The organism is Achromobacter sp. FW305-C-13 (genome assembly GCF_058783475.1).
In genome coordinates this window covers 415,825-441,848 of the sequence record NZ_JBYSYN010000002.1, presented here as the reverse complement: position 1 = coordinate 441,848, position 26,024 = coordinate 415,825, and the positions used below count along the sequence as shown (strand labels likewise).

Here is a 26,024-nt window from a genome sequence, read left to right as displayed (position 1 = left end):
ACAGACCGAGCCCGCGCCGTGGCGCAGCACCGCGCGGGCCGCCGGAGAACATCATGAGCTTTGCCGATTTCTGGTTGTTCCTGCAGCAGGGGGTGCTGTCGGGACTGGTGACGGGCAGCGTGTACGCGCTGCTGGCCGTCGCCGTCGTCATTATCTTCAAGACGACAGACGTACCCAATTTCGCCCAGGGCGAGATCTTCATGGTGGGCGGCTACATCGCCCTGTTCCTGACGCTGGTGATGGGCTGGCCCTACCTGGTGGTCATCCCCGTCACGCTGGCCGCAGTAGCCCTCGTGTCGGGCCTGTTCCAGCGTGTCGTGATGGAACGCGTCATCGCCTCCAAAGGCGTGGGCGTGCAGATGGTCATCGCCACGCTGGGGCTAGCCTATGCGCTGAAGGGCCTGGTGCGGCAAACGGGCCTGGGCGACACGCCGCGCTCGCTCCCGCCGCTGGCCCCGACCGACGCCATCATCATCGGCGACGCGGTGCTGACGCAACTGGACATCGTGATCTTCGCGGTGGCGGTGGGCGTCATGCTGCTGCTGTTCGCGATGTTCACGTACACCCGCGTCGGCCGCGCCATGCGTGCCGTCGGCATGAACCCCAAGGCCGCGCGGCTGACGGGCGTGAACCTGACCCGGATCCGCATGATGGTGTGGGCGCTGTCCGGCCTGATCTCGGCCGTGGCCGCGCTGCTGATCACCCCCAAGATCCTCATCACGCCGGACATCGGCCACATCGCCATCCTGGCCTACGCCGCCGCCATCGTGGGCGGCATCACCAGCCTGCCCGGCGCGGTGGTGGGCGGTTTCGTGATCGGCGTGGCCGAGAACCTGGTGGGGCTGTTCATTTCGACCAATGCCATCGTGGTTGCCCCGTTCGTGGCCATCATGGTCGTGCTGCTGCTGCGTCCGCAAGGCCTCTTGGGCGGCAAACTGCAGGTGAAGAAAGTATGAGCAACAAAATCGATCGCACCTTGCTGGCGCTGATGGCCGTGACGCTGGCGGCCCTGCCCTTCCTGGCCAGCGGCTATGTCATCTATGTCGTCAACCTGCTGATGGTCTTCGTCGTACTGGCGCTGGGCCTGCATCTGGTCATCGGCGAAACCGGGCAGTTCGCGCTGTCGCATGCCGCGTTCTATGGCGTGGGCATCTACACCGCGGGCCTCATCAACAACCTGTGGCATCCGCCGTTCTTCATCTCGATCATCGCGGGCGGGTTGCTGGCAGCCGCGCTCGGCTACTTGATCGGCGCGCTGGCGCTGCGCATGCGCGACATCTATCTGGCGTTGTCGACCTTCGCGTTCGGCGAGGCCATGCAGTGGGTGTTTCTAAACTGGCAGTCGGTCACCAACGGGTCGAACGGCTTCCGGATATCGCCGGCCACGCTGTTCGGCTACGAACTGGTTTCCGACCTGAAGGCCTATCCCTTTGTCGTGCTGATCGCCGCACTCTTGCTGTGGGCCACCATCGCACTGTCACGCTCGCAACTGGGATCGGCGTTTCGCGCGGTACGGGAAAGCGACGTGGCGGCCCAGGCGATGGGCGTGAACGTCAACGCCATCAAGCGCACCGCCTTCACGCTATCGGCCGCCTATGCAGGGATCGCTGGGGGCATGTACACCACATTCGCGTCGTTCATCCACCCGGAAAGCCTGGGTTTCCAGACCACCATCCTGATCCTCACGATGGTGGTGGTGGGCGGCATCGGCTCGGTACGCGGCGCCATCGCGGGCGCGCTGGCGTTCGGATTGATCTCTGAACTGCTGCGCCAGGCGCTGTCGTTCCAGGAAATCATCTACGGCGTCATCCTGATGGGCTTCATGATGTTCGCCCCCAAGGGCCTGTTCGCCGGCCGCGACGCGCGCCGCCGTGCGCCGCCTCCGGCCGCCCCGCTACCTGCGGCCTCGCGTTCCGACGCAGGCGCCGCCAAAGCCACGCAAAGGAGCGCGGCATGAGCCACCCACCCTATCTGGACGTCCAGGGCCTGACCGTGAAGTTCGGCGGCCTGACCGCCATCAACGGTCTGTCCATGCAAGTGGAGCGCGGCCGCATCCACGCGCTGATCGGCCCCAACGGCGCCGGCAAATCCACCACCTTCAATTGCATCTCGCGCTACTACCGCCCCAGCAGCGGCAGCATCCAGTTCAATGGCACGGACATCACGAAGAAGAAGCCGCATGAAATGGCAGCGCTGGGTGTGGCGCGCACATTCCAGAACCTGGAGCTGTTCGGCGCGCTGAGCGTGCGTGAGAACGCGCTGCTGGGTACCTATGCGCACGGCGCGGACCGCGCCGGAAAGCTGCTGCGCCCGGCGGCGGCCGAAGCGCGCGAGCGCGTCGAGCATCTGCTGGAACGCGTCGGTCTGGCCGATTTCCTGGACACACCGGCGTGCAGCCTGGACTTCGGCCGCCAGAAGATGCTGGAACTGGCGCGCGCGCTGGCGATTTCGCCCAAGCTGCTGCTGCTGGACGAGCCGGCGGCAGGCCTGCGCAACCGCGAGATCGAAACGCTGGACCGCCTGCTGACCGAGCTGTGCGAACGCGATGGCATCACCGTGCTGCTGGTGGAGCACGTCATGCAGCTGGTGATGTCGATTTCGGACCGCATCACCGTCATGTCCTTCGGCGAGAAGATCGCCGAAGGCACGCCCGCGCAAGTGCGCAGCAACGCCCGCGTGATCGAAGCCTATCTGGGCAAAGGAGCCGCAGGTGGCTGACATTCTTCTTGAAGTCGATGCGGTCTCGGCCGCCTACGGCAATATCCGCGCATTGCAGGACGTATCGCTGAAAGTGCCGCAAGGCTCCATCGTCGCGCTGCTGGGCGCCAACGGCGCGGGCAAGTCCACCACGCTCAACGTGGTCTCGCGCCTGGTCGCACCCACGGCGGGCAGCGTGCGTTTCGCAGGCGAGGCCATCCACCGGCTGCCGGCGGACGCCGTGGTGGGCCGGGGCATCGTGCAAGTGCCGGAGGGCCGCGAAATCTTCCGCGACATGAGCGTGCGCGAAAACCTGGAAATGGGCGCCTACCTGCGTCGCGACCGTGCGGCGGTGAAGCAGGACCTGGACATGGTGTGCGACACCTTCCCGCGCCTGCGCGAGCGTTTCGAACAAAAGGCCGCCACGCTGTCGGGCGGCGAACAGCAGATGCTGGCTACGGGCCGCGCAATGATGGCGCGGCCACGCATGATCCTGCTGGACGAGCCGTCGATGGGGCTGTCGCCGCTGGTGGTCGAACAGATCTTCGACATCGTCCTGCGGCTGAACCGCGAACAGGGCATCACGATCCTGCTGGTGGAACAGAACGTGAAGCTGGCGCTATCGGTATCCAGCTACGCCTACATCCTTGAGAACGGCGAAATCGCGCTGGAGGGCGAATCCGCCATGCTTGCCAGCGACGAAGGCGTGCAGCGCGCCTATCTGGGCGCATGACGCGCCGCGAAGGACAGACCATGACATCCATCAAAGACAAGCGGGTCCTCGTCACCGGCGCCGGGCGCGGCCTGGGCGCCACCATCGCGCACGGCTTCGCCGGCCAAGGCGCGACGGTCATCGTGGCCGACATCGACGCCGCGCTGGCCGCCGGCACGGCGCAGGCCATCCGCGACGCGGGCGGCCACGCGGTCGACGCCCGCCTGGACGTGACGGACGCTGGCGCCGTGCGCGCTTTTGCGGCGCACTGCGCGGCGCGCCACGGCAACCTGGACATTCTGATCAACAACGCCGGCATCTCGGCGCGCGCGCCGTTCGACGACCCGCAGACGCCCGCCATCTGGGACCGCGTCATGCAGGTCAATCTGCAAGGCACGTTCAACGTCACGCACGCCTTTGTCGAACAGCTCAAAGCCACGCGCGGCGCCATCGTCAACCTGTGCTCCATCGTGGCGTACGGCTGCGGCATTTCAACGGCGGGCTACGTCGTGTCCAAGGGCGGCGTGCGCTCGTTCACGGAAGTGCTGGCGCGCGATCTCGGCCCGCATGGCGTGCGCGTGAATGCGGTGGCGCCGGGCTTGATGGAGACCGACATGACGGCGGGCCAGCGCGCACAAGCCAACGGCACCGACTGGTACATGGAACGCGCCCCGCTTGCGCGCGCCGGCCGCGCGGACGAAATCGTCGGGCCCGTCCTGTTCCTGGCCTCGGACATGGCCAGCTATGTGAACGGCGTGGTGCTGCCTGTGGACGGCGGCTACCTGGCCGTATAAGGAGACACCATGAATCTGGGTACGGCACTAGTCACCGGCGGGGCAAGTGGAATGGGCCTGGCCATCGTCGAGCGCCTGGCGCGCGATGGCTTCAGCGTCGTGATGGCGGACCGCAACGGCGCGCTGGCGGAACAGGAATCCCAGGCGCTGCGCGCACGCGGGCTGCCGGTGGCGCACCGCGTCGTCGATCTGACGGATGAGGCGGCCACGCGGGCAATGGTGTCCTCGCTGCCGCCACTGGCCGCGCTGGTCAACAACGCCGGCCTGTTCGACGAGCGCAAGTTCTTCGACGTCGGCACAGATGACTTCCGCCGCGCGTTCGACGTCAACCTGCTGGCGGTGGCGACGCTGACGCAGGAAGCCGCACGCACCATGGCGGCGGGCGCCAAGATCGTCAACATCGCGTCGCGCGCCTATCTGGGCGCAAAGAACCATCCTCACTACGTGGCCTCGAAAGCGGCGTTGGTGGGCTATACACGCGCCGCCGCCATGGAGCTGGCATCGCGCGGAATTCTGGTCAACGCCATCGCCCCCGGCCTGATCGACACGCCGCTCTTGCGCAACCTGACGCCTGATCGCCTGGCGGCGCAACTGGCCTTGCAGCCCACCGGCCGCGCGGGCCAGCCGCAAGACATCGCCAATGCCGTGTCCTTCCTGGCCGCGCCGCACATGGATTTCATCACCGGCCAGGTCCTTTTTGTGGACGGCGGCAAATCGCTGGGCGGGTCGGGAGCATAAGCAGCATGGACAGCATCAAGTGGGACAAGGAAGTCGACGCGCTGGTGGTCGGTTCCGGCGCGGGCGGCATGGCGGCGGCGCTGACGGCACATGAGGAAGGGCTGGACGTGCTGCTGGTCGAGAAGACCGGCCGCATCGGCGGCTCGACGGCGATTTCAGGCGGCGCGCTGTGGATACCGCTGAATGCGCAGACGGACAGCGCCGGACACCCCGACAGCTTCGACAAGGTCTGGACGTATCTGGAGCAGACCGTCGGCGCCGCAGCGTCAGACGAGATGAAGCGCGCCTATCTGGAGGCCGGTCCGCGCATGATGGATTACCTCGTGTCGCGCGGCTTCCTGGACGTAGCCGCGCGCACCGCCTCGCCCGACTATTACCCTGACCGGCCGGGCGCGGCGATGGGCGGCCGATCGCTGGACCCGGTGGAGTTCGACGGCAGGAAGCTTGGCCGCCACTTCCGCACGCTGCGCGATCCGTTGAAGGAATTCACGGTGCTGGGCGGCATGATGGTCAACATCACCGACGTGCGCCATCTGCTGCGCGCCACGCGTGCGTTTGGCGCCTGGCGCCACAGCATGAAGCTGGTGCTGCGCTTTGCGGCGGACCGCTTGCGAGGCTATCACCGGGGAACCCGGCTGCTGCTGGGCAACGCGCTGGCCGCGCAGCTGTTCCATGGCCTGCTGACGCGCGGCGTCGCCTATTGGCTGAACGCGCCCGTGCAGGCCCTGCACCGCGATGCCGCCGGCCGCGTGCTGGGCGCCTCGGTCGAACAGGGCGGCAAGACCGTGAACATCCGGGCGCGTCGCGGCGTGGTCATGGCGACCGGCGGCTTCCCGTGGGACCTCGAGCGCCGCGCCCGCACCTATCCGCAGCCCACCGGCGACTGGTCCATGGCGCCGCGCGACAACACCGGCGACGGCATCCGCTTGTCGGAACAGGCAGGTGCCGCCCTGGGCACGGACTACGCCAGCCCCGCGTTCTGGGCGCCGGTCTCCCTGCTGGAAACGGGCGACGGCCAGCGCCTGCATTACCCGCACCTGGTGTGGGACCGCGCCAAGCCCGGCCTGATCGCCGTGAACGGCGCGGGCGAGCGCTTCGTGAACGAATCCACGTCGTATCACGAGTTCGTGCAGGGCATGTACCGCAGCAACAAGACCGTGACCACCATCCCCGCGTTCCTGATCTGTGACCAACGCTTCATCGACACCTGGGGCCTGGGCCTGGCGCTGCCGGGCGGCCGCCCTCGCCAACACCTGATCGACGCCGGCTATCTGATCCAGGCGCCCACGTTGGCGGCGCTGGCCGCCAAGATTGGCGTGCCGGCCAGGGCGCTGGCGGCCACCGTCGCGCGCTACAACACCTATGCCGCCCAAGGCCAGGATCCGGATTTCGGCAAAGGCGGCACCGCTTACAACCGCTATCTGGGCGATCCGGAGCACCAACCCAACCCCTGCCTGGCCCCGCTTGCTGACGGCCCCTGCTACGCGGTCAAGGTCTACCCCGGCGACATCGGCACCGCCTGCGGCATCGCGGCGAACGCCAACGCCCAGGCCGTGGACACCGCGGGCGCGCCCATCCCCGGCCTGTACGTGGCCGGCAACGACATGCAGTCCGTGATGGGCGGCGCCTACCCGGCGCCCGGCATTACGCTGGGCCCAGCCCTGACCTTCGGCTGGGTGGCTGGACAACACCTGGCCCATGCACAACACTGACGCCTCTTACCGACAAGGACCCCCATGAAGATCTTCCACTCGCCCGCTTCGCCATTCGTCCGCAAATGCATGGTCGTCGCGCATGAGCTCGGCCTGGCCGACCGCATCGAAAAGCTGCCCAGCGCCGCCGGCCCCGTCGCCCGCGACCAGACCATCATCCCCAGCAACCCGCTGGGCCAGGTGCCCACCTTCATTACGGACGATGGCCAGTCGATCTTCGACAGCCGCGTGGTGTGCGAATACCTGAACGATCTGGGAGGCGGCGCGCTGTTCCCGACCGACGGCACGCGCTGGCAGGTGCTGACCCAGCAATCGATGGCCGACGGCATGATGGGCGCCGCCTTGCTGGCCCGCTATGAAACCGCGCTGCGCCCGGAGGCGCTGCGCTGGGACGGCTGGGTCGATGGCCAGTTGGGCAAGGTCCGCGACGGCCTTGCGCTGGTTGAAAAGCATGCCGCATCGCTGGAAGGCCGGCTGGACATCGGCGTCATCACCATCGGCTGCGCACTGGGTTACCTGGATTTCCGCTTCCCCGACCTGAACTGGCGCGACGGACACCCCGCCACCGCCGCCTGGTACGAAGCGTTCAGCCAACGCCCCTCCATGCAGGCCACCAAGCCCTGAGCGTTTGGGGCAGGCGGTGCGGCCGGGAAACCCCGCCGGAGTCCCGTCCCGCCGCCCGCCTGGTACGGCGCCGCCCCACGGGCGCCGCCGCTCGGCCCCTGGCTTCGGCCAGGGGCCTTTTTTTGCTTTGGGCGGCCCCAGGTAAAAAGCCCGCTCGGGGGCAGCACGCTTTCCTGTTACAGTGAACTTGTCACCCGCTGGCCAGACCAAACTTCTGGCCCACCACGACAAGGAGCCCCGCATGAACGTTGCTGCGATCTCCGCTGTTCCCCGCGTCGCCGCGCCCTACCCGGCGCGCATCCCGATGCTGGACGACACCCGCCCCACCTGGGACGCCGAACGTCTGGCCCAAAACGCTGCCGCCCGCCAGGCACAGCGCGCGGCGCAAGCTACCACAGCCTGGGAAGCCCAACGCGTCGCCCGACTGCGTGACGCCGATCCTCCCTCTGCCTTTGGCGTATTCGCCCGGAACGCGCATGCCGGCGCCGATGCGCCACACGTGCCGCCTGCTGCGCCGCAGGTCAATCTGGATGCGCTGCGCGATCAGTACGCCGACATCCGCATGCGCCGCGCCGTCGACGACTTCACGGCGCAACCGGATCCGCTGGCGCAGCGCGCCGGCAGCGCCAATGATCTGGGCACCATCGAAGGACTGACGCCGCTGCAGCCCTACCGGGTTGCGATGGGCAATCCGCAAGTCCAGGAATGGCAGGCCGCCGTAGCCGTGAAGGCGGCTGGCGTCGGCGTGCCCGCCGTGGCCAACATCGGCGCCACCGAGAACGTCACCGACAACGCACGCTACCGTCCCGGCGTGGCGCCCGACGCGCGCTGAGCGCCTTTTGCGGCCGGGCTGCCGGTCACGCCGGCATCCCCGTTGCCGCGCCCGCCGCAAAAGAAAAAGCCGCCTGTCGACAGGCGGCTTTTTCGTTGACCGGTGGTCAGGCGCGATGGATCAGTGGAAGAATTCCGCGATCATCGTGGCGCCCAGGAAGGTGCCGGCGTTGGCGGCCAGGGACACCACCACGATCTTCCAGCCCAGCTTGCGGAAAGCGGGCAGGTCCTTGAGGATCGACAGGCCGGCCATGGCCAGGATCACGGTCGTGAACGGCAGGAAGTTCACCTTGCCGACGGCGGCGATGATCTGGTCCGAGTACGGCAGCACGCCGGGGCAGCCCGCGGTCATGGCGATCAGCGACAGCACGGCCACGGCGGGCAGCTTGGGCAGCACGCGCAGGATCAGGTCGGTCAGGACCACCAGCAGGATGATGATGCCCATGCCCGGCAGCGCGTCCAGGAACGGCACGTTGTAGCCCAGGCGATTGCCCACCAGCGCGAACAGGCCGCAGACCAGATAGGCGGTCAGACGATCGCCAAAGCCCATCTTGGCGCCATGCGCCGGCACGTCTTCCGACACGCTGCTCTCGACAACGGCTTCGGACGCCTTGCTGCGCGAGAAGCGGCCCAGCACGGGTTCCAGCTTGCCGTACAGGAAGATGGTCGTGGGCAGCGAGATGAACAGCGTGAAGTACACGCCGACCACCGTCGTCAACAGGTTGGCGGCGGCGGCCAGGGCGGCCACCTGGTGCGCCATTTCCGGCGTCTGCTGGGACGCGATGGCGCCCACGCCGGCAGCCATCATGCTGCCCGAGCCCACGCCGGCGCCCATGGCGAGCGAACGCGGATCAAAGATGTTCAGGCTGGTGATGAAGCCGGCCATCAGCGCCACGAACAGCGCGCCGATCACGGTGCCCGTGATGTACTCGGCCATCACGCCGCGGCCTTCCGGCGAATTCATGCCGTAGCGCTCGCCGATGATGGCCAGGCTGGGCTCGCGGCCCACCGAGAAGGTGGCGCCGATGGCTTCACGCTTGATGCCCAGCAGCAGCGCCAGCGGCAGGCCGATGGCCATGGTGCCGAAGAAGTGGCCGAATTCCTGGAACACCAGGGCCCAGCCAGCTTCGCGCACCTGCGGCAGCGAGCCGCCCACCATCAGGCCCAGCTTGGCCAGGAACGGCAACAGCGCGTACTGCAGATAGCCGCTGATGCGGGTCTGCATGGCCTTGTCGATGCCCGAACCCGCCGGCAGGCGCTGGCCGAAAGCGGCCACGACCGCGCCGATGAAGATGGCCCAGAGCATCGGTTGCAGAACGATCTTGCCCGGGCCTACCGCGAACGTGACACTGCCGATCGCTTCGGAAATGACGACCACCAGCAAAATGGCGGCCAGCATGCGAATGCGGGCGGATAGCGGCATGGAAGGCGCGGCCAGACTGACGCTGGCGTGAGACATCGAATTCCCCTGATGAACGTGAATAAGTTTTCGTAGCGCCACGGCGGCGCATTGCGGCGGCGGCGCGGGCAGCAGGCGGGATTTTCGCCCGGGGGCCTCGCGGGCAACCATGACACCACTTGCGCATTAGCGTTGCGTAAAATGCAACGCACAGCCTTTTCCTGGGAAAATTTTGCAAGTTATCCCGTATTTTACGGGTAAACCCTAGGTTGGCACTGTGGATCTCCCGCCGCACTCCGCTTTGAAGAGCCCCGCCATGGACGAAAAACTCGACGCCCGCCGCACCCACTATTTCATGCAGGTCATGAGCCGCGGCTCGGTGCGCGGCGCCGCCGAAGTGCTGGACATGGACCCCTCCGCCGTCAGCCGCGCCATCGCCGCGCTGGAGCGCGACTGCGGCATGGCCCTGTTCGAACGCCGCGGGCGCGGGGTGGTGCCCACGGACGCGGGCCATATCCTCGCCCGCTATGTGAAACGCCAGCAGAACATCCAGGAGAGCTTCTTTTCCGAGATCGACAGCCTGCGCAAGGCCGAACGCGGCCATATCGACCTGGTGCTGGGCGAAGGCTTCGTCGAACTGATGTTCGACCGCGTGCTGCCCGGCTACTGGCGCAGCCACCCCGAGGTCACGCTGGACATCGACGTGGCCCGCACCTCCGAGATCGTGCAGCGCATCGTGGACGACCGCGCCTATATAGGATTGGTGTTCCAGCCGCCCAACGACGCCCGCCTGCGCACCCACTATTCGCGCCCAGAGCCCATCCGCGCCATCGTCCGACAGGATCACCCCCTGACCCGGCTGGACCGCCCCCTGCTGCTGACCGACTTGGCGGACTATCCGGGTGCGTCCATGCAGGAAGGCTTTGGCGTGCGCCAGCACATCCAGGCGGCCGAGATCAGCGAACAAGTGCGGCTGCGCAATGTGCTGACGACCTCTTCCTTCAAGGCGTTGTGGCAGTTCGCCGCGGCCGGCATCGGCTACGCGCTGACGCCGCCCATTGCCGTCACGGCCGACATGCGGGCGCAGCGGCTGGCCAGCCTGCCGCTGGCCAATCCCATCCTGAACCAGGGCAGCCTGCACGTGCTGAGCCGCGCGGGCCGCCACATCTCGCCCGCTGCGCGGGAGCTGCTGGACCACATCGTGCGCGGCATCGGCGCCCCCGGGGCGCCCGCATCTGATACGGTCGGTTGACGCGAATCTGCCTCTGTTTGGCGCGGACGGCACGGCCTACAGTGCCGTATCCCCTCATCCGCCAGGAGGCGCATATGCTTAGTTTCCTGCGCACGGTCCGCTCCGTGCTCTGGGGTTTTTTCGGCGTGCGCCGCGGCCGCGGCTACCAGGCCGACATCGCCCACAACAAACCCGGCCCCCTGATCGCCACCGGCCTGCTCCTGGCCGCCTGCCTGGTGATCATCCTGGTCTTCATCGCACGCTGGGCAGTGAACGCGGCGCTGTAAAGCCGACCGCGATTCGCGCTACCACCCACGACCGGCACCATATGTTCTGCGTGCAGGTGGCCTGCGTGCCGGTGGTCTGCGCCCTGGTGCTCTGCGTGCCCGTGTTCTGCGCCCTGGTGTTCTGCGTGCCCGTGTTCTACGCCCCGGGCTAGAACGTAGGATGGGTGGAGCGCGAGAGTTCTTAAGCAAGAACATTGCCGCCCAGCGCGCGCAACCCATCAAGCGGCGGTTGCGTTGTGGCTGAACCTGCCAAGACATCACCGCTGCTTGATGGGTTACGCGCGCTGGAAGCCTTCTTTCTAATAGAGCCCTCCTCGCGCTCCACCCATCCTACGTCCCCTGCTGAGCTTATGCAGCGCGCGCAATTCGAGGCCTCCTTCCCCGCCGGGCCGCCCCAAGGGGAAGGACACCCCCTCGGGGGGCAGCAAGCGCGCGTAGCGTGTGCAGCGTGGGGGCCTCCTTCCCCGCCGGGCCGTCCCAAGGGGGAAGGCGCCCCCTCGGGGGGCAGCAAGCGCGCATAGCGCGTGCAGCGTGGGGGCCTCCTTCCCCCGCCGGGCCGCCCCAAGGGGGAAGGCGCCCCCTCGGGGGGCAGCAAGCACGCGTAGCGTGCGCGGCGTGGGGGCCTTATTTCCTTATTACCAGAATGACTTAGACGCTGATATCTGCTGCCTGTTACGGTTATGAATCCCCTATTTCCGCCGCCCTGCGCCGGACGCTGGGACTCAGACCGAGAAGACTTCAAGGGCAGTAGACATGTACGTGTATGACCCCGTCGACCAGCAGCTTGTCGAGCAGCGTGTGGCGCAATTTGCCGACCAGACGCGCCGCTTCCTCGACGGCCAGCTCACCGAAGATGAATTCCGCGTTCTGCGCCTGCAGAACGGCCTGTACATCCAACGCCACGCGCCCATGCTGCGCGTCGCCATTCCGTACGGCATGCTGGCGTCGCGCCAGCTGCGCACCCTGGCGCACATCGCGCGCAAGTGGGACCGCGGCTACGGCCACTTCAGCACCCGCCAGAACATCCAGTTCAATTGGCCGAAACTGGAAGACGTGCCGGACATCCTGGCGGAACTCGCCACCGTCCAGATGCACGCCATCCAGACCAGCGGCAACTGCATCCGCAACACCACAACCGACCATTTCGCCGGCGTCGCGCCGGACGAACTCGTGGACCCGCTCGTCTGGTGCGAGATCATCCGCCAGTGGTCCACGCTGCACCCGGAATTCGCCTTCCTCCCGCGCAAGTTCAAGATCGCCGTCAGCGGCGCCGTGCAAGACCGCGCCGCGGTCGGCGTGCACGACATCGGCCTGCAAGCGGTTGAACGCGACGGCAAGCTGGGCTTTCGCGTCTGGGTGGGCGGCGGCATGGGCCGCACGCCCATCGTCGGCAAGCTGATCAACCCCTTCGTCGAATGGCAGGACCTGCTGACCTACATGCAGGCCGCCTTGCGCGTCTACAACCTGCACGGCCGCCGCGACAACAAGTACAAGGCCCGCATCAAGATCCTGGTCAAGGATCTGACGCCGGAGGTCTACGCGCAGCAGGTCGATGAACAGTGGCAGCTCATCAAGGGCGGCCCCGACACCATCACCCAGGAATTCGTCGACAGCATCAAGGCGCGCTTCGTCTGGCCGCAGTACGACGCGGCCGCCGCCGAAGAAACCGACAACACCGATGCGCTGGCCGCGGGCGACAATCGCTTTGCGCGCTGGCTGCGCACCAACGTGCACGCGCACAAGGTCGCCGGCTACGCCGCCGTCAGCGTGTCGCTCAAGCCCACCGGCGTGCCGCCGGGCGACATCACCGCCGACCAGATGGACGCCGTGGCCGACCTGGCCGACGCCTATGGGTTCGGCGAACTGCGCGTCTCGCACGAGCAGAACCTGATACTGGCCGACGTGCGCCGTTCGCGGCTGCACGAACTCTGGCAGAAGCTGGAAGCGCTGAACCTGGCCACGCCCAACATCGGCCTCTTGACCAACATCATCGCCTGTCCCGGCGGAGACTTCTGCGCGCTGGCCAACGCGGTCTCCATCCCCGTCGCCGAAGCCATCCAGCGCCAGTTCGACGACCTGGACTACCTGTTCGAAATCGGCGAGCTGGACCTGAACATCTCGGGCTGCATCAATTCCTGTGGCCACCACCACGTGGGCCACATCGGCATCCTGGGCGTCGATAAGGCCGGTGAAGAGTGGTATCAGGTCACGCTGGGCGGCCGCCAAAACGGCGGCGCCAAGCCCCTGCCCGACCTGGAATCCACGCGCGGCGGCGGTGCCGCCGTCGGCCGCATCATCGGCCCGTCGTTCGCCCGCGACCAGGTGCCCGGCGTGGTCGACCGCCTGATCCGCACCTACCTGGGATTGCGCGACAGCGAGATCGAACGCTTCATCGACGTGGTGGACCGCGTCGGCATCGACCCCTTCAAGCAGGACGTGTACGCCGATCCCGCCTTCGCCAAACCCGCACAAAGCGCCGAGCCCGCCCATGCCTGACCTGTACGCCCACGACGCCCCCGGCCCGCACCTGATCCGCGACGGACGCCTGCAAGCCGACACGGCGCGCCCCTTCGTCCCCGAACCCGAAGTGGCCGCCGAAGGCCAGGTACCCAGCGACGAACCCGGCTGGATCGTGCCGCTGTCCGTCTGGAAAACTTCGCGCGCGACCTTGCGCCGCCATCGGCACCCCGTTGCCGTGCAGTTGGAACCTGATGCCGACCTGCGCGAGCTGGCCGAGGCCGATGGCACGCTGGACCCGACCGGCATCGCATTCATCGCGGTGGACTTTCCGAACTACACCGACGGCCGCGGCTATTCGCTGGCGCAGCTGCTGCGCACGCAGTACCAATGGACGGGCGAGTTGCGTGCGGTCGGCGACGTGATGATCGACACCATCCACTACCAGGCACGCGTCGGTTTCAACAGCTTCCTGGTCAAGCCGGGCCACGATCCGCACAAGGCCCTGGACGCCTTCAAGACCTTTACCGTGCACTACCAGAAGACGTACCGGGCGCCGCCGCCGGCAGCCGCCTGACCTCGTCCTGCGCCAGCTGGCCGCGGATCAGTTCCGCGATGCTGCGCTGGCGCGGCGCCTGCATCCGGTCAATCAGGCTCGACACGCTGACGGCCAGGCGCGGGTAGCCACCCGCGTCGCACAAGGCCACGCCGACCCCCAACACGCCCGGCACCGCGGCGTTGCCCACCACCGACCAGCCCCGATCCCGCGTGTTCTCCACCAGGCGGCGCATCTGCACGCCCGTCATGCCGCCGTAGGCGCGCAGCACCTGCTCGTTCTGCGCCACCACCTCGTCGGCCTCTGCCGGCGGCAAGGCCGCCAGCAGCGCCAGACCTGCCGCCCCCACGCCCAAGGGTTGACGATGCCCCACCGTGACAGCCAGCACCTGCACCGGGTAGTTGCCCACTTCGCGGTGCAGGCATAGCGAATCGTTCGCGGCCCGGCAGATGAGAAACGCGGAGTCGCCCGTCACGTCGCTGATCTGGCGCAGCACCGGGCGCAGGCCGCGCACCGCCTGCGCGTGCGGATCGCCCGCCATCATCACCCCCAGTTCCGCGATGCGCCAGCGCGGCGCCTCGGACTCGCGCAGCGCATAACCCTCTTCCACCAGCACGTCCAGATAGCGATAGGCGGTAGACCGCTGCATGCCGGCTGCGCGCGCGATGTCCACCACATGCATGCCCGCCGCTCCGGCCTGACGCAACACCCCCAGCACGCGCAGCCCGCGACGCAGTACGACAGGCCCTGCGGTTTCGGATTCCGGTTTGTTCATATTTTGGACAGCTTGCGTTGATGACGGCCCTATCAAAGCCCAATATGAAATCGGGCAGACAAAGATCTGTCCAAATATTAGACAAACAGGACGGAGACAACCATGAAGACATTCACCAGGCGCCTGGCCGCCTTGGCGGCCGCCCTGGGCGGCGCGCTCATCGCCAGCCCCGCTGCCCTTGCAGCGAAGCCATATCCCGAGCGGCCCGTCACCCTTGTCGTCGGCTATGCCGCCGGCGGCGCCACCGACATCGTCGCGCGCCTGATGGCCAAGTCGCTGTCGGAAGCGCTGGGCCAGACGTTCGTGGTGGAAAACAAGACGGGCGCCAACAGCAACATCGGCGCGGAAATCGTGTCGCGCGCAGCCCCCGACGGCTACACGCTGTACATGGGCTCCATCGCCAACACGATCAACCGCACGCTGTACAGCCAGCTGAACTACGACTTCATCAAGGACTTCAAGCCCGTCGGCCTGGTGGCGACCATCCCCAACATCCTGGTCGTCAACCCCAAGGTGCCGGTCAAGACGGTGCAGGAATACATTGCCTACGCCAAGCAGCATCCCGGCAAGCTGACCTGTGCGTCCTCCGGCAGCGGCTCGTCCATCCATCTGTCGTGCGAACTGTTCAAGATGGAAACGGGTACCGACATCCTGCACGTGCCGTACCGGGGCAGCGGCCCCGCCGTGGCCGACCTGCTGGGCGGCCAGGTGGATTCCATGTTCGACAACCTGCCCTCGTCGTTGCCCCACGTACAGGCCGGCAAGCTGCGCGCCATCGGCGTCACCTCTCCCCAGCGCCTGCCGTCCACGCCGGACGTGCCCACGCTGGCCGAATCCGGGCTGCCCGGCTTCGACGTGGAATCGTGGTTCGGCCTGGTGGCGCCCGCGGGCACGCCCGCGCCCGTCATCGCGCGCCTGAACGAAGCGCTGAACCAGGCGCTGGCCAGCCCGGCGTTGCAGGCGTCCTACCAGCAGTCCGGCTTCTACGCGCCTGCCACACCGAATACGCCCGAGACCTTCGCCAAGAAGATCGACAGTGAAATCGGCAAATGGGGCGCCGTCGTCAAACGCGCCGACATCAAGGCCAACTAGGTTTCAAGGAGCACAGGGTGTACCCGATCGATTTCTTTTTCCGCGCTGCGGAGCAGTATCCCGAACGCGTGGCGCTGGATGGCCCGGAAGGCGCCGTCACCTATGCGCAGCTGGCGGCCGACACGCGGGCGTTGGCGGCCGCGCTGCAAGGGCTGGACCCCGATCCGCAGACCCGGGTGGCCATCTGCGCCGGCAACTCGGCGCGGCACATCCTGGCGCTGCTGGCCGTGTTGGCCAGCGGCAAGGTCTGGGTGCCGCTCAATTACCGCAGCACCGCGCGCGAGATCGGGCGCATCCTGGACGCCACCGAACCGTCCATCGTCATCGTCGACGCCGCCGGCGATCCCTTGGCGCCGCCCTCGGACAGCGCGCGCATCCATCTTGAGGACACTCAGGAAGGCGACCAGGAAAACGGAATGCGCCTGCACGCCCTGCTGCGGCAATACGCCGGATGCGAGCCAGTGCGCCACGCACTGTCGCGCGACGCCACGCAAGCCATCAAGTTCACGGGCGGCACCACCGGCCTGCCCAAGGGCGTGATGCAGCCGTACCGCGCCTGGAACGCGGGCATCATCAACCAGATCGCCAGCTGGGCGCTGACCCGCGACGACCGCTACGTGGTGTCCGCCCCCATTACACACGGCACGGGCACGTACCTGTTGCCCGTGTTGGCCTGCGGCGGCGCGCACCTGCTGCTGGACGCCGTCACCCCCGCCACCATCACGGCGGCATTCCGCGAACGCGGCGGCACGCTGAGCTTCATGCCGCCCACACTGATCTACATGATCATGGCGCAGGAAGGCGTCTCGCGCGCAGACTTCCCCAAGTTGCGCAACCTGATCTATGGCGGCGCGCCGATGCCGCCCGAAAAGATCGACCGCGCGCGCGACTTCTTCGGTCCCGTGCTGGGCACCACCTACGGGCAGACCGAGGCGCCGCAGATCGCCACCGTGCTGCGGCCCGCCGACCTGGAAGCGCCGCAGAACCGCGCCTCGGTCGGGCGCGCAACGTGGCTGTCCGACGTGGCCATCATGGGCCCGGATGGCGCGCTCTTGCCGCGCGGCGAAATCGGGGAAGTCGTGGTGCAGGGCGACCTGACGATGACCGGCTACTGGCGCCTGCCCGAGAAGACTGCCGAAACGCTTGTCGACGGCTGGCTGCATACGGGCGACACCGGCCTGATCGATGCGCGCGGCTACCTGTTCCTGAAGGACCGGCTGCGCGACGTCATCATCACCGGCGGCTTCAACGTCTATCCCGTGGATGTCGAAAATGCGCTGTCCTCGCACCCCGCGGTGTACGAATGCTCGGTGTTCGGCCTGCCCGACGACAAGTGGGGCGAAGCCGTCCACGCGGCCGTGCAGTTCCACCCCGGCGCGCAGGCGGATGCCGATGCGCTGAAGGCCCACGTGCGCGCGCTGCTGGGTCCGGTGGCCACGCCCAAGCAATTCCATATCCATGACAGCCTGCCGCGCTCCAGCGTCGGCAAGGTCCTGAAGAACGCCGTGCGCGACGCCGCGCAAAAGGAGACGCCATGAACACGCCCGAAACCCGCCTCTGCGCCCATCACCTGACCGGGATGTCGTACCGCGACGTCGACCTGGTCGAAGACCTGATCGGCAAGAAGACCTTCACCGAAGTCATGATCATGCAGATCCTGGGCCGCGACGCGCGCCCGGTGGATATGCGCATCGTCGATGCCGTGCTGGTGACGCTGATGGAGCACGGCATGACGCCCAGCGCCATCGCCACGCGCCTGATCTACATGAGCGCGCCCGAAAACCTGCAGGGCGCGGTCGCCTCCGGCCTGATGGCGGTGGGCAGCCAGTTCGTCGGCACCATGGAAAACTGCTCGCGCCTGCTGGACCGCATCAAGCAAGCGGCGGATGGCCGAACCGAAGCGCTGGCCATCGCGCGCGAATTCCGCGAACAGCGCCGTGCCCTGCCCGGTTTCGGCCACCACCTGCACAAGCCCGACGACCCGCGTTCGATCAAGCTGCTGGCGTTGGCCGAGGCCGAGCCGGATCTGGACGGTGCATCGCTAAACGCGCTACGCCTGCTGGCCGCAGCAGTGGACGAGACCTATGGCAAACACATCACCATCAACGCCACGGGCGCGGTGGCCGCGCTGCTCAGCGAGATCGGCGTGCCGACCGACCTGATGCGCGGGTTCGCCGTGATCTCGCGCGCCGCCGGCCTGGTCTCGCACGTGGCCGAAGAACAGCAGAGCCCGTCGGGCCGCTACATCTGGGAAACCATCGACCACGCCATCCCCTACGTGGGCCGCGGCAAGAGCCACCAGCAAGACGGCGGGGAATCGGCATGACGACGGGCGGCACCGACACGCGCCTGGCGGGCAAGATCGCGCTGGTGGCTGGCGCCGGCACATCGGCCGCTGGCTGGAGCATCGGCCGCGCCAGCTGCGTGACACTTGCGCGCCAAGGCGCGGCCATCGTGGCGTTGGACGCCAACCTGGCCGCCGCCGAAGACGCCGCGCATGAAGTCGCATTGGCGGGAGGCAGCGCCTTGGCCGTGCAGGCAGACGTGGCCGACCCGGACGCCATGCAGGCCGCGGTGGATGCCGCGCTGCGCCGCTACGGGCGCATCGATATCCTGCAAGCCAACGCGGGCATCGGCAAGGTGGGCGGGCCGGAAGAGATTTCGCTGGAAGACTGGGACCGCATCCAGCAAGTGAACGTGACCAGCCTGCTCATCGCCACGCGTCTGCTGGCGCCGCTGATGCGCAATCAAGGCGGCGGCGCGATCGTCACGGTGTCGTCCATCGCGGGCATCCGGTACACCGGCTATCCGCACCTGGCGTACAGCGTCAGCAAGGCCGCCGTGATTCATTTCGCGCGCATGGCGGCGCAGCAATACGCCGCCGACGGCATCCGTGTGAACACCGTCATCCCCGGTCTGATCGATACGCCGCGCGTGGCGCAGAACGTGGCGCGCATGTTCGATCCCGATGATCTCCAGGCGGCGCTGGCCGCGCGCGACAAGCAAGTGCCGATGGGCCGGATGGGCACGCCCTGGGAGGTCGCTAAAGCGGTGGCGTTCCTGGCGTCGGACGACGCGTCCTACATCACCGGCACCGAGCTGCTTGTCGATGGCGGGCTGACGGGGAAATACGCCTGACGGGCCGACCCGCCAGGCGCGGCGCCGCTTACCAGGACGTCGAGTAAGCGCCGGGGAACTGTTTGGCCACGAACGCCTTCACTTCATCCGACTGGTAGGCCTTGATGAAGCGGGCGATGCGCGGATCGTTCTTGTTGTCTTCGCGCGCGGCGATCACCACGGCGGCAAACGGCGCGTCCTTGCTTTCCAGGGCCAGCGCGTCCTTGGCGGGCGACAGGCCCGCGGGGATGGCGTAGGCGGAATTCACGGCCGCCGCGTCCACATCCGACAGCGAATGCGGCAACTGCGCCGCTTCGATTTCGATGAACTTCAGGTTCTTGGGGTTCTCGACCACATCGAACAGCGACGCGGTCACCGTGACACCATCCTTCAGCTTGATCAGCTTGGCGGCCTGCAGCACCAGCAGCGCGCGGGCGCCGTTGGTCGGGTCATTCGGAATGGCTACCTTGCCGCCCTGCGGCAGGTCGTCCAGCGACTTCAGGCGCTTGGAATAGATGCCCATCTGCTGCACCACAGCGGTCGCCACGGGCACCAGCTTGTAGCCGCGCGCCTTGTTCTGCGAGTCCAGGAAAGGCTTGTGCTGGTAGATGTTCAGGTCCAGCTCCTTGGCATCCAGCGCGGCGTTCGGCTGGATGAAGTCGCTGAATTCGATCAGCTTCACTTTCAGGCCGTCCTTGGCCGCCACCTGCTGCACCACTTCGCCGATCTGCGCGTGCGGGCCGACAGTCACGCCCACCTTCAGTTCGGCGTCCTGCGCCATGGCCGGGCCGGTGGCAATACTGATCAACGAGGCAAGAACGGCCAGAGAATGGCGAAGGCGCATGATGGGACTCTACGGAAAAGAAGAATGACCCGCGATTCTAGTGAGCGTCCCTCAAAACCGGAAGCGATGAATATTCATATTGATATGCGCGAAACCATATAAGACATGCCGCCATGACAAGCCCGCGCCATGCGGACACAATAGCGGCTGCATTCATTCATCACGCCAACGCCATGCCCACGTCAAACGAACTCCATCCGCAGGCCCGCGCCCTGCTCGCCGACCACTACGCCGCCGTCGATGCGGACCTGCCTGCGCTGCTGGACCTGCTGTTCGCCCGCAGCGCCGGAGAAGACTGGCACAAGGCGGGCACGTTCAAGCACCACCTGCTGGGCGTGTACCGCACGCTGACGCTGTGGAACCAACCGCGCGAAGTGCGCCTGCTGGGCCTGTTCCATAGCGTCTACGGCAACGAATACGTGGACCTGACGCTGTTCGACCGCGAACGCGAGCGCTCCACCTTGCGCGAGGTGCTGGGCACGGAAGCCGAAGAATGGGTCAGCCTGTTCTGCGCGATGCCGCGCACGAAGTTCGTGCAGGCCGTGCTGCAGGGCCAGGGCGCGGGCAACGATGGCTTGACGCTGGAAGGCGCCGACGGCCAGATGTTCACCTTCACGCCGCGCCAGGTCGCCGCCTTCATCGTAGTGTCCGCCGCCGACATCGGCGAGCAATGGCACAGCTGGCAGGACGAGATCTTCGCCGGCTATCCGCAGCAGCAGCGCCGCGACCTGAAAACGAATTGGGCCTCGTCGCTGTGGCCCGGCCCGTTGAAGCCGCCGTCGAACATCCTGTCGATGCTGTCGCATCTGCTGGCGCCGCTGTCGGGCATGCCCGCAGACACCGGCATCCCCATCCCGCCCGCGTTCGACCAATGCCGCGCCACGCTCAGCCCGCGCGACGAAGCGGCCGCCAGCGCGCTGTACTGGCAGGTCATCACGCGCATGCATCCGCTGACGGAAATGGACAGCGCCCGCCATCTGCTGGAAGCCGCGGTCGCGCACAACCCGTGGGTGGGCGAACCGCGCCTGCTGCTGGCACAGTTGGCGTTGACGTCAGGTGATTTCGATGCCGCGGAGCAGCATGCGGCCGCCGGACTGGCGGCCTTGCAGGCGTGGGGCACCGCATGGGACAAGCGCATCGAATGGGCAGGCTGGATGGCCTGGGCCCGCATCGAACTGCAGAACGCCCGCGCGCGCCAATGGCCGGAAAACCTGGCCGCGCTGAACGGACTGGGGCTGGTGCAGTAGCCAGCAGCAGTGCCGGCGAGACCAGGGTCCCGCGGGGCCCTGCTACTTCATGCCTTCCCAATGCGGGCCGGGCACGACGATGTCGAAGAGCTCCAGCACGCGCGCCACCGTGTGGTCCACCATCTCTTCGATGGAGGCCGGCCGGTGGTAGAAGGCCGGTAGCGGCGGAAACACGATGCCGCCCATTTCGGTCACGGCCGTCATGTTGCGCAGGTGCGCCAGGTTGAAGGGCGTCTCGCGCACCATCAGCACCAGGCGCCGGCGTTCCTTCAAGGTAACGTCGGCCGCTCGGGTAATGAGGTTATCGGACAGGCCGTGGGCCACGGCCGCCAGCGTGCGCATCGAGCACGGCACGATGACCATGCCCGCCGTCTGGAACGCGCCGCTGGCCAGCGTGGCACCCACGTCGCGCACGGAGTGCACGTGGTCGGCCAGCGCATAGATGTCGTGGCGGCTGACATCAAGCTCATGCTTGATGTTCAGCACGCCGGACGCGGACACCACCAGATGCGTCTCGACATCGTCCACGCCGCGCAGCGCTTGCAGCATGCGCACCGCATAGAGCGCGCCGGTGGCGCCCGTGATGCCGATGACCAGTCGCCGCATGGACGACTTAGGCCGTAGCGCCGGATTGCTCCAGCAGCGTCTTCAGTTCGCCGGATTCGTTCATCTCATTCATGATGTCCGAGCCGCCGATGAACTCGCCCGCCACGTACAGCTGCGGGATGGTGGGCCAGCTGGAGAATTCCTTGATGCCCTGGCGGACTTCGTCGTCTTCCAGCACATTGACGGTAACCAGCTTCTTCACGCCACAGCCCTTCAGGATCTGGATGGCCTTGCCGGAAAAGCCGCATTGCGGGAATTGGGCGGTGCCCTTCATGAACAGCACGACGGGGTGCTGGGTCACGGTTTCGCGGATGAATTCTTGAACGTCGCTCATGGTGGTCTCTTGGACAGGCATAACGGAATACGCCAATTATAGGTACAGCCGGGGAAACCGCCCGAATTACCCGGATGCGGCGCCGGCCTATGCCGGGAATTCAGGGGCGGAATCTGTAACAAGCGGCGCCGGTCAGCGCCCGGCAGCCCGCCAGCGCCCGCCAGAAATGCGTTCGATTCCGGCCAGGTCCTGGCGGCTGTGCACGTCTTCAAAACCAGCGGCGGTCAGTAAATCGCGCACCGCCTGCGCCTGGTCCCAACCATGCTCCATCCACAGCGCGCCGCCCGGTTTCAGGTGCCGACCGGCCCCCGCCACGATACGGCCCAGGTCCTCCAGGCCGCCGGCGCCATCGGTCAGCGCCCCCCGCGGCTCGAAACGCAGGTCGCCCTGGTCCAGATGCGGATCGTCGCTGGCCACGTAGGGCGGATTGGACACGATCAGGTCAAAGCCTTCGCCCGCAGGCACGGCCTCGTACCAGCTGCCTTCCACGAAGCGCACCGACGCGGTCAGCTCCCAGGCATTACCGGCGGCAACCGCCAGCGCGGCGGCGCTGACATCCGAGGCCATCACCCGTGCATCGCGGCGGGCTAACGCGATCGAGATCGCAATCGCGCCGCTGCCCGTGCCCAGGTCCAGCACGGCGGGGCCCGCGACACCGGCCACGCGTTCCAGCGCGGTCTCCACCAGCACTTCGGTATCGGGGCGCGGAATCAGCACGTCGGGCGTCACGCGGAACCGGTGCCCCATGAACTCGCGGTGGCCCAGCAGATAGGCCATGGGCTCGCCGGCCAGGCGCCGCGCAAGCAAGGCCTCGTAGGCGGCCGCCACCTGGGGATCCAGCGGATCGGTGTCATGCGCCAGCAGCCACGCGCGCGGCTTGCCCAGCACGTGCTCAAGCAGCATGCGCACTTCCAGGCGCGGCAGCCGGGTGTCGGCCAGCAGGCTGTTCAACTGGGGCTGGGTCATGGCGCGCGCCTCAGATGTCGTCGCCCAGCGCCGCCAGCTGCTCGGCCTGGTGTTCGGCGATCAGCGCGCCGGTCAGTTCTTCCAGATCGCCTTCCATGATCTGCTGCAGCTTGTACAGCGTCAGGTTGATGCGGTGGTCCGTCACGCGGCCCTGCGGGAAGTTGTAGGTGCGGATGCGTTCGGAACGGTCGCCCGTGCCGATCAGGCTCTTGCGTTCGGCGGCTTCCTTGCTTTGCCGTTCGCGGGTTTCCTTGTCTTTCAGACGCGCGGCCAGCACTTGCATGGCCTTGTCCTTGTTGCGGTGCTGCGAACGGTCATCCTGGCACTCCACCACCAGGCCCGTGGGCAAGTGGGTGATGCGCACCGCCGAATCGGTCTTGTTGATGTGCTGGCCGCCCGCGCCGCTGGCGCGGAACGTGTCGATGCGCAGATCGCTCGGGTTGATGACGATCTCCGACATCTCGTCGGCTTCCGCCATGATGGCCACGGTGCAGGCCGACGTATGGATGCGGCCCTGCGCTTCGGTGGCGGGCACGCGCTGCACGCGGTGCGCACCGGACTCGAACTTCAGGCGCCCGTAGGCGCCGTCGCCGTCGATGCGCGCGATCACTTCCTTGTAGCCGCCCAGTTCCGACGCGCTTTCCGACATCAGTTCCACGCGCCAGCCGCGCGTTTCCGCGTAGCGCGTGTACATGCGCAGAAGGTCGCCGGAGAACAGCGCGCTTTCGTCGCCGCCCGTGCCCGCGCGGATTTCCAGGAACACGCTGCGGCCGTCATTGGGGTCGCGCGGCAGCAGCAACAGCTGCAACGCGCTTTCCAGGCCTTCCAGCTTGCCACGGCCCGATTTGATCTCGTCTTCCGCCATCGCCTTCATGTCGGGGTCCGACAGCATTTCCTGCGCGGTCGCCAGGTCTTCCTCGGTCCGGGCAAAGGCAGTGAACGCCTCGACCACGGGTTCCAGTTCGGCGCGTTCGCGCGAAAGCTTGCGGAAACGGTCCATATCGGACGCGGTTTCCGGTTGGGCGAGCAACGCGTCCACCTCGGTCAGGCGGTGACATAGATGCTCCAGCCGGCTGCGCATGGATGATTTCATGGGGGAATGACCAAAGAGAAGACAGGAATAGCGGGCGCCCACAAGACGAACGCCCGCCAGGAGGCGGGACGTGGGACAGATTCGCTAACGGCGGGAGTCGCGGCCGGGGAAAAGGCGCGGCATCCAGGCAAGCAGCTGCTTGCGCTCGTCGCCTTCGCTGCGGTTCAACGCCGCCAGCGGGCCGTGCAGGTATTTTTGCGTCAGGCCGTGCGCCAGTTGTTCCAGCACGGCTTCAGGCGATTCGCCGCGCGCCAGCAGGCGGCGCGCGCGTTCCAGTTCGGCGGCGCGGACGTCTTCGGCGGCCTGATGCAGGTCGCGGATGACGGGCACCACTTCGCGGGACTGCATCCAGTGCATGAAGCCCTGGACGCGGGTTTCGATGATGGCTTCGGCCTGCACGACGGCGGCGCGGCGGGCGTCGGTGCCCGTCTGCACCAGGCGGCCCAGGTCGTCCACCGAATACAGGTAGACGTCGTCCAGGCGGCCGACTTCGGGTTCGATGTCACGCGGCACGGCCAGGTCGATCATGACCATCGGGCGGTGGCGGCGCAGGCGCGTAGCCCGTTCCACCATCCCCAACCCGAGGATGGGCAGGGAGCTTGCCGTACAGGACACGATGACGTCGAATTCCGAGAGGCGGTCGGTCAGGTCCGACAGCTTCATGGTGCTGGCCGAGAAGCGGTTGGCCAGGATTTCGGCGCGTTCGGCCGTGCGGTTGGCCACGACCATGCTGCGCGGACGCTGCGCGGCGAAGTGCGTGGCGCAGAGTTCAATCATTTCGCCCGCGCCGATGAACAGCGTGCGGGCCTGGTCCAGATTGCCGAACACGCGCTCGGCCAGACGGACGGCGGCGGCGGCCATGGACACGGACTGCGCGCCGATGGCGGTTTGCGACCGCACTTCCTTGGCGACCGAGAAGGTGCGCTGGAACATCTGGTGCAGCAAGGTGCCCAGCGATCCGGCTTCGCCGGCGGCGCGCACGGCGTCCTTCATCTGACCCACGATCTGGGTTTCGCCCAGCACCATGGAATCCAGGCCGCTGGCCACACGGAAGGCGTGGCGGACGGCGTCGTCTTGATGGTGGCGATACAGGTGCGGGCGCAGTGTGCCGGCGTCCAGGCGGTTGTGTTCAGCCAGCCAGGCGGGCAACTGATCGGCAACGTGGCCGTCAGCGGCGCAGTAGATTTCGGTGCGGTTACAGGTGGACAGGATGGCGGCTTCGCGGACCGAGCCGCCAAACGCCGAACGCAGGCCTTCCAGGGCGGGCTTGACCAGATCGACGGGCATGGACACGCGTTCGCGAACCGAAACCGGCGCGGACGTGTGATTCAGACCGAAGGCGAGGACAGCTACCGACATGAGTAAGCGTGAAGAACTGCCACCAAGAACAATGCGTCAGGTGTGGGGACGATACTGCGGAAAGTTCCCCAAGCCGTAACAGCAGACCGTTAAAGATTATACCCCTGCGGGTTATCCCCAGGCCAATCCGCCCCCTTGCCGCGACCCTGCGTCGCACCTTTGCGTGCCATTCTCCCAACACTTGGCGCCGCCGGCGAGCCAAGGAAATATCGGGATTTTTGCCGCCCGGCTGGCACAGGCCAAAAAAATTGTGTATAGTTGCGGACTTCGTTGGCCTGGTAGCTCAGTCGGTAGAGCAGAGGATTGAAAATCCTTGTGTCGGTGGTTCGATTCCGCCCCAGGCCACCAAAAGAATTATCGGGATCGAATACCGGAGTCGCGGCAGCCAGACAGACAACTGAAGGCAACCGAGACAACCAAAAACAGATCCCGAAAAAGCCCAGCCGCCGCGCTGGGCTTTTTGCAAAGCGTACGTGTTGGCCTGGTAGCTCAGTCGGTAGAGCAGAGGATTGAAAATCCTTGTGTCGGTGGTTCGATTCCGCCCCAGGCCACC

At 66.9% G+C, this 26,024-nt stretch carries 26 protein-coding genes and 2 tRNA genes; 20 read left to right on the top strand and 8 right to left on the bottom strand.

Annotated elements, in window-relative coordinates; genetic code table 11:
* The first annotated feature begins 53 nt into the window (after positions 1-53).
* The 9 genes from AC3WMU_RS13610 (at position 54) to AC3WMU_RS13570 (ending at position 8,109) form a co-directional block, all read left to right on the top strand.
* Positions 54-956 (top strand): branched-chain amino acid ABC transporter permease, encoded by a 903-nt coding sequence (locus AC3WMU_RS13610; protein ID WP_006227155.1) that lies wholly within the window; start codon positions 54-56, stop codon positions 954-956.
* The gene (locus tag AC3WMU_RS13605) at positions 953-1,957 is read left to right on the top strand and encodes a branched-chain amino acid ABC transporter permease (RefSeq protein WP_006227154.1); all 1,005 of its coding nucleotides are present in this window, start codon (positions 953-955) and stop codon (positions 1,955-1,957) included. Before AC3WMU_RS13610 ends, AC3WMU_RS13605 begins: the two co-directional genes overlap by 4 nt.
* Complete coding sequence (locus AC3WMU_RS13600; protein ID WP_006227153.1) at positions 1,954-2,718, top strand: ABC transporter ATP-binding protein; 765 nt, start codon at positions 1,954-1,956, stop codon at positions 2,716-2,718. Before AC3WMU_RS13605 ends, AC3WMU_RS13600 begins: the two co-directional genes overlap by 4 nt.
* Positions 2,711-3,430: an ABC transporter ATP-binding protein gene (locus tag AC3WMU_RS13595; RefSeq protein ID WP_492282492.1), complete on the top strand. Its 720-nt coding sequence runs from the start codon at positions 2,711-2,713 to the stop codon at positions 3,428-3,430. The genes AC3WMU_RS13600 and AC3WMU_RS13595 overlap by 8 nt, the downstream gene beginning before the upstream one ends.
* Positions 3,431-3,450: 20 nt before the next feature.
* Positions 3,451-4,203: an SDR family NAD(P)-dependent oxidoreductase gene (locus AC3WMU_RS13590; protein ID WP_035214033.1), complete on the top strand. Its 753-nt coding sequence runs from the start codon at positions 3,451-3,453 to the stop codon at positions 4,201-4,203.
* A 9-nt stretch (positions 4,204-4,212) separates the two neighbouring features.
* Positions 4,213-4,941 (top strand): SDR family NAD(P)-dependent oxidoreductase, encoded by a 729-nt coding sequence (locus AC3WMU_RS13585; protein ID WP_315140960.1) that lies wholly within the window; start codon positions 4,213-4,215, stop codon positions 4,939-4,941.
* A gap of 5 nt (positions 4,942-4,946) precedes the next feature.
* Positions 4,947-6,653, top strand: a complete 1,707-nt coding sequence (locus AC3WMU_RS13580) for an FAD-dependent oxidoreductase (protein ID WP_492282491.1) — start codon at positions 4,947-4,949, stop codon at positions 6,651-6,653.
* Between the two features lie 24 nt (positions 6,654-6,677).
* Positions 6,678-7,277, top strand: a complete 600-nt coding sequence (locus AC3WMU_RS13575; RefSeq protein ID WP_006227148.1) for a glutathione S-transferase — start codon at positions 6,678-6,680, stop codon at positions 7,275-7,277.
* 241 nt (positions 7,278-7,518) lie between these two features.
* Positions 7,519-8,109: a hypothetical protein gene (locus AC3WMU_RS13570; protein WP_280029255.1), complete on the top strand. Its 591-nt coding sequence runs from the start codon at positions 7,519-7,521 to the stop codon at positions 8,107-8,109.
* Positions 8,110-8,229: 120 nt separating this feature from the next.
* On the opposite strand, the gene AC3WMU_RS13565 is transcribed toward AC3WMU_RS13570, so the two are convergent.
* Positions 8,230-9,567 carry a DUF3100 domain-containing protein gene (locus AC3WMU_RS13565; protein ID WP_006227146.1) on the bottom strand — a complete coding sequence of 446 codons (1,338 nt, stop codon included), beginning with the start codon at positions 9,565-9,567 and terminating at the stop codon, positions 8,230-8,232.
* A gap of 256 nt (positions 9,568-9,823) precedes the next feature.
* Between AC3WMU_RS13565 and AC3WMU_RS13560 the strand changes: the two genes are divergently transcribed.
* The 4 genes from AC3WMU_RS13560 (at position 9,824) to AC3WMU_RS13545 (ending at position 14,059) form a co-directional block, all read left to right on the top strand.
* Entirely contained in the window at positions 9,824-10,759 is a 936-nt protein-coding gene (locus tag AC3WMU_RS13560; RefSeq protein WP_492282490.1) for a LysR family transcriptional regulator, read from the top strand.
* Between the two features lie 74 nt (positions 10,760-10,833).
* On the top strand, positions 10,834-11,025 hold the full coding sequence (locus AC3WMU_RS13555) for a DUF2970 domain-containing protein (RefSeq protein ID WP_006227144.1): 192 nt from the start codon (positions 10,834-10,836) through the stop codon (positions 11,023-11,025).
* Between the two features lie 753 nt (positions 11,026-11,778).
* On the top strand, positions 11,779-13,521 hold the full coding sequence (locus AC3WMU_RS13550) for a nitrite/sulfite reductase (RefSeq protein WP_492282489.1): 1,743 nt from the start codon (positions 11,779-11,781) through the stop codon (positions 13,519-13,521).
* Entirely contained in the window at positions 13,514-14,059 is a 546-nt protein-coding gene (locus AC3WMU_RS13545; protein ID WP_492282488.1) for a DUF934 domain-containing protein, read from the top strand. The genes AC3WMU_RS13550 and AC3WMU_RS13545 overlap by 8 nt, the downstream gene beginning before the upstream one ends.
* Here AC3WMU_RS13545 and AC3WMU_RS13540 read toward each other — a convergent pair.
* Positions 14,007-14,813, bottom strand: coding sequence for an IclR family transcriptional regulator (locus AC3WMU_RS13540; protein ID WP_088591098.1), 807 nt, complete (start codon positions 14,811-14,813; stop codon positions 14,007-14,009). The two genes, AC3WMU_RS13545 and AC3WMU_RS13540, sit on opposite strands and share 53 nt — an antisense overlap.
* Before the next feature lie 102 nt (positions 14,814-14,915).
* Here AC3WMU_RS13540 and AC3WMU_RS13535 point away from each other — a divergent pair, with 102 nt between their 5' ends.
* From AC3WMU_RS13535 to AC3WMU_RS13520, 4 genes are read left to right on the top strand one after another with little or no spacing between them, the layout of a single operon-like run.
* Positions 14,916-15,905 (top strand): Bug family tripartite tricarboxylate transporter substrate binding protein, encoded by a 990-nt coding sequence (locus AC3WMU_RS13535; protein ID WP_492282487.1) that lies wholly within the window; start codon positions 14,916-14,918, stop codon positions 15,903-15,905.
* Between the two features lie 17 nt (positions 15,906-15,922).
* Entirely contained in the window at positions 15,923-17,443 is a 1,521-nt protein-coding gene (locus AC3WMU_RS13530) for a class I adenylate-forming enzyme family protein (RefSeq protein ID WP_492282486.1), read from the top strand.
* Positions 17,440-18,231, top strand: coding sequence for a citryl-CoA lyase (locus tag AC3WMU_RS13525; RefSeq protein ID WP_492282485.1), 792 nt, complete (start codon positions 17,440-17,442; stop codon positions 18,229-18,231). Before AC3WMU_RS13530 ends, AC3WMU_RS13525 begins: the two co-directional genes overlap by 4 nt.
* Positions 18,228-19,043: an SDR family NAD(P)-dependent oxidoreductase gene (locus tag AC3WMU_RS13520; protein ID WP_492282484.1), complete on the top strand. Its 816-nt coding sequence runs from the start codon at positions 18,228-18,230 to the stop codon at positions 19,041-19,043. The genes AC3WMU_RS13525 and AC3WMU_RS13520 overlap by 4 nt, the downstream gene beginning before the upstream one ends.
* Positions 19,044-19,071: 28 nt before the next feature.
* Here AC3WMU_RS13520 and AC3WMU_RS13515 read toward each other — a convergent pair whose 3' ends face one another.
* Positions 19,072-19,866, bottom strand: coding sequence for a MetQ/NlpA family ABC transporter substrate-binding protein (locus AC3WMU_RS13515; protein ID WP_006227140.1), 795 nt, complete (start codon positions 19,864-19,866; stop codon positions 19,072-19,074).
* Between the two features lie 173 nt (positions 19,867-20,039).
* Here AC3WMU_RS13515 and AC3WMU_RS13510 point away from each other — a divergent pair, with 173 nt between their 5' ends.
* Entirely contained in the window at positions 20,040-21,113 is a 1,074-nt protein-coding gene (locus tag AC3WMU_RS13510) for a tetratricopeptide repeat protein (RefSeq protein ID WP_492282483.1), read from the top strand.
* A 42-nt stretch (positions 21,114-21,155) separates the two neighbouring features.
* On the opposite strand, the gene AC3WMU_RS13505 is transcribed toward AC3WMU_RS13510, so the two are convergent.
* The 5 genes from AC3WMU_RS13505 to hemA form a co-directional block, all read right to left on the bottom strand.
* Positions 21,156-21,719, bottom strand: a complete 564-nt coding sequence (locus AC3WMU_RS13505; protein WP_006227138.1) for a UbiX family flavin prenyltransferase — start codon at positions 21,717-21,719, stop codon at positions 21,156-21,158.
* 7 nt (positions 21,720-21,726) lie between these two features.
* Positions 21,727-22,053 (bottom strand): Grx4 family monothiol glutaredoxin, encoded by a 327-nt coding sequence (grxD, locus tag AC3WMU_RS13500; RefSeq protein WP_006227137.1) that lies wholly within the window; start codon positions 22,051-22,053, stop codon positions 21,727-21,729.
* A 132-nt stretch (positions 22,054-22,185) separates the two neighbouring features.
* The gene (prmC, locus tag AC3WMU_RS13495; RefSeq protein ID WP_492282482.1) at positions 22,186-23,019 is read right to left on the bottom strand and encodes a peptide chain release factor N(5)-glutamine methyltransferase; all 834 of its coding nucleotides are present in this window, start codon (positions 23,017-23,019) and stop codon (positions 22,186-22,188) included.
* Between the two features lie 10 nt (positions 23,020-23,029).
* The gene (gene prfA / locus AC3WMU_RS13490) at positions 23,030-24,112 is read right to left on the bottom strand and encodes a peptide chain release factor 1 (RefSeq protein WP_006227135.1); all 1,083 of its coding nucleotides are present in this window, start codon (positions 24,110-24,112) and stop codon (positions 23,030-23,032) included.
* An 84-nt stretch (positions 24,113-24,196) separates the two neighbouring features.
* Complete coding sequence (gene hemA, locus AC3WMU_RS13485) at positions 24,197-25,471, bottom strand: glutamyl-tRNA reductase (RefSeq protein ID WP_006227134.1); 1,275 nt, start codon at positions 25,469-25,471, stop codon at positions 24,197-24,199.
* A gap of 272 nt (positions 25,472-25,743) precedes the next feature.
* Between hemA and AC3WMU_RS13480 the strand changes: the two genes are divergently transcribed.
* Together AC3WMU_RS13480 and AC3WMU_RS13475 are read left to right on the top strand one after the other, a co-directional pair.
* Positions 25,744-25,819, top strand: a tRNA-Phe gene (locus AC3WMU_RS13480).
* 130 nt (positions 25,820-25,949) lie between these two features.
* A tRNA-Phe gene (locus AC3WMU_RS13475) sits at positions 25,950-26,022 on the top strand.
* Positions 26,023-26,024: the final 2 nt, after the last annotated feature.

Excerpts from the sequence above, each read along its gene's own strand:
- AC3WMU_RS13610 (WP_006227155.1), top strand. The coding sequence starts at position 54 with ATGAGCTTTGCCGATTTCTGGTTGTTCCTGCAGCAGGGGGTGCTGTCG.
- AC3WMU_RS13605 (WP_006227154.1), top strand. The coding sequence starts at position 953 with ATGAGCAACAAAATCGATCGCACCTTGCTGGCGCTGATGGCCGTGACG.
- AC3WMU_RS13600 (WP_006227153.1), top strand. The coding sequence starts at position 1,954 with ATGAGCCACCCACCCTATCTGGACGTCCAGGGCCTGACCGTGAAGTTC.
- AC3WMU_RS13590 (WP_035214033.1), top strand. The coding sequence starts at position 3,451 with ATGACATCCATCAAAGACAAGCGGGTCCTCGTCACCGGCGCCGGGCGC.
- AC3WMU_RS13585 (WP_315140960.1), top strand. The coding sequence starts at position 4,213 with ATGAATCTGGGTACGGCACTAGTCACCGGCGGGGCAAGTGGAATGGGC.
- AC3WMU_RS13580 (WP_492282491.1), top strand. The coding sequence starts at position 4,947 with ATGGACAGCATCAAGTGGGACAAGGAAGTCGACGCGCTGGTGGTCGGT.
- AC3WMU_RS13575 (WP_006227148.1), top strand. The coding sequence starts at position 6,678 with ATGAAGATCTTCCACTCGCCCGCTTCGCCATTCGTCCGCAAATGCATG.
- AC3WMU_RS13570 (WP_280029255.1), top strand. The coding sequence starts at position 7,519 with ATGAACGTTGCTGCGATCTCCGCTGTTCCCCGCGTCGCCGCGCCCTAC.
- AC3WMU_RS13565 (WP_006227146.1), bottom strand. The coding sequence starts at position 9,567 with ATGTCTCACGCCAGCGTCAGTCTGGCCGCGCCTTCCATGCCGCTATCC.
- AC3WMU_RS13560 (WP_492282490.1), top strand. The coding sequence starts at position 9,824 with ATGGACGAAAAACTCGACGCCCGCCGCACCCACTATTTCATGCAGGTC.
- AC3WMU_RS13555 (WP_006227144.1), top strand. The coding sequence starts at position 10,834 with ATGCTTAGTTTCCTGCGCACGGTCCGCTCCGTGCTCTGGGGTTTTTTC.
- AC3WMU_RS13550 (WP_492282489.1), top strand. The coding sequence starts at position 11,779 with ATGTACGTGTATGACCCCGTCGACCAGCAGCTTGTCGAGCAGCGTGTG.
- AC3WMU_RS13545 (WP_492282488.1), top strand. The coding sequence starts at position 13,514 with ATGCCTGACCTGTACGCCCACGACGCCCCCGGCCCGCACCTGATCCGC.
- AC3WMU_RS13540 (WP_088591098.1), bottom strand. The coding sequence starts at position 14,813 with ATGAACAAACCGGAATCCGAAACCGCAGGGCCTGTCGTACTGCGTCGC.
- AC3WMU_RS13535 (WP_492282487.1), top strand. The coding sequence starts at position 14,916 with ATGAAGACATTCACCAGGCGCCTGGCCGCCTTGGCGGCCGCCCTGGGC.
- AC3WMU_RS13525 (WP_492282485.1), top strand. The coding sequence starts at position 17,440 with ATGAACACGCCCGAAACCCGCCTCTGCGCCCATCACCTGACCGGGATG.
- AC3WMU_RS13520 (WP_492282484.1), top strand. The coding sequence starts at position 18,228 with ATGACGACGGGCGGCACCGACACGCGCCTGGCGGGCAAGATCGCGCTG.
- AC3WMU_RS13515 (WP_006227140.1), bottom strand. The coding sequence starts at position 19,866 with ATGCGCCTTCGCCATTCTCTGGCCGTTCTTGCCTCGTTGATCAGTATT.
- AC3WMU_RS13510 (WP_492282483.1), top strand. The coding sequence starts at position 20,040 with ATGCCCACGTCAAACGAACTCCATCCGCAGGCCCGCGCCCTGCTCGCC.
- AC3WMU_RS13505 (WP_006227138.1), bottom strand. The coding sequence starts at position 21,719 with ATGCGGCGACTGGTCATCGGCATCACGGGCGCCACCGGCGCGCTCTAT.
- grxD (WP_006227137.1), bottom strand. The coding sequence starts at position 22,053 with ATGAGCGACGTTCAAGAATTCATCCGCGAAACCGTGACCCAGCACCCC.
- prmC (WP_492282482.1), bottom strand. The coding sequence starts at position 23,019 with ATGACCCAGCCCCAGTTGAACAGCCTGCTGGCCGACACCCGGCTGCCG.
- prfA (WP_006227135.1), bottom strand. The coding sequence starts at position 24,112 with ATGAAATCATCCATGCGCAGCCGGCTGGAGCATCTATGTCACCGCCTG.
- hemA (WP_006227134.1), bottom strand. The coding sequence starts at position 25,471 with ATGTCGGTAGCTGTCCTCGCCTTCGGTCTGAATCACACGTCCGCGCCG.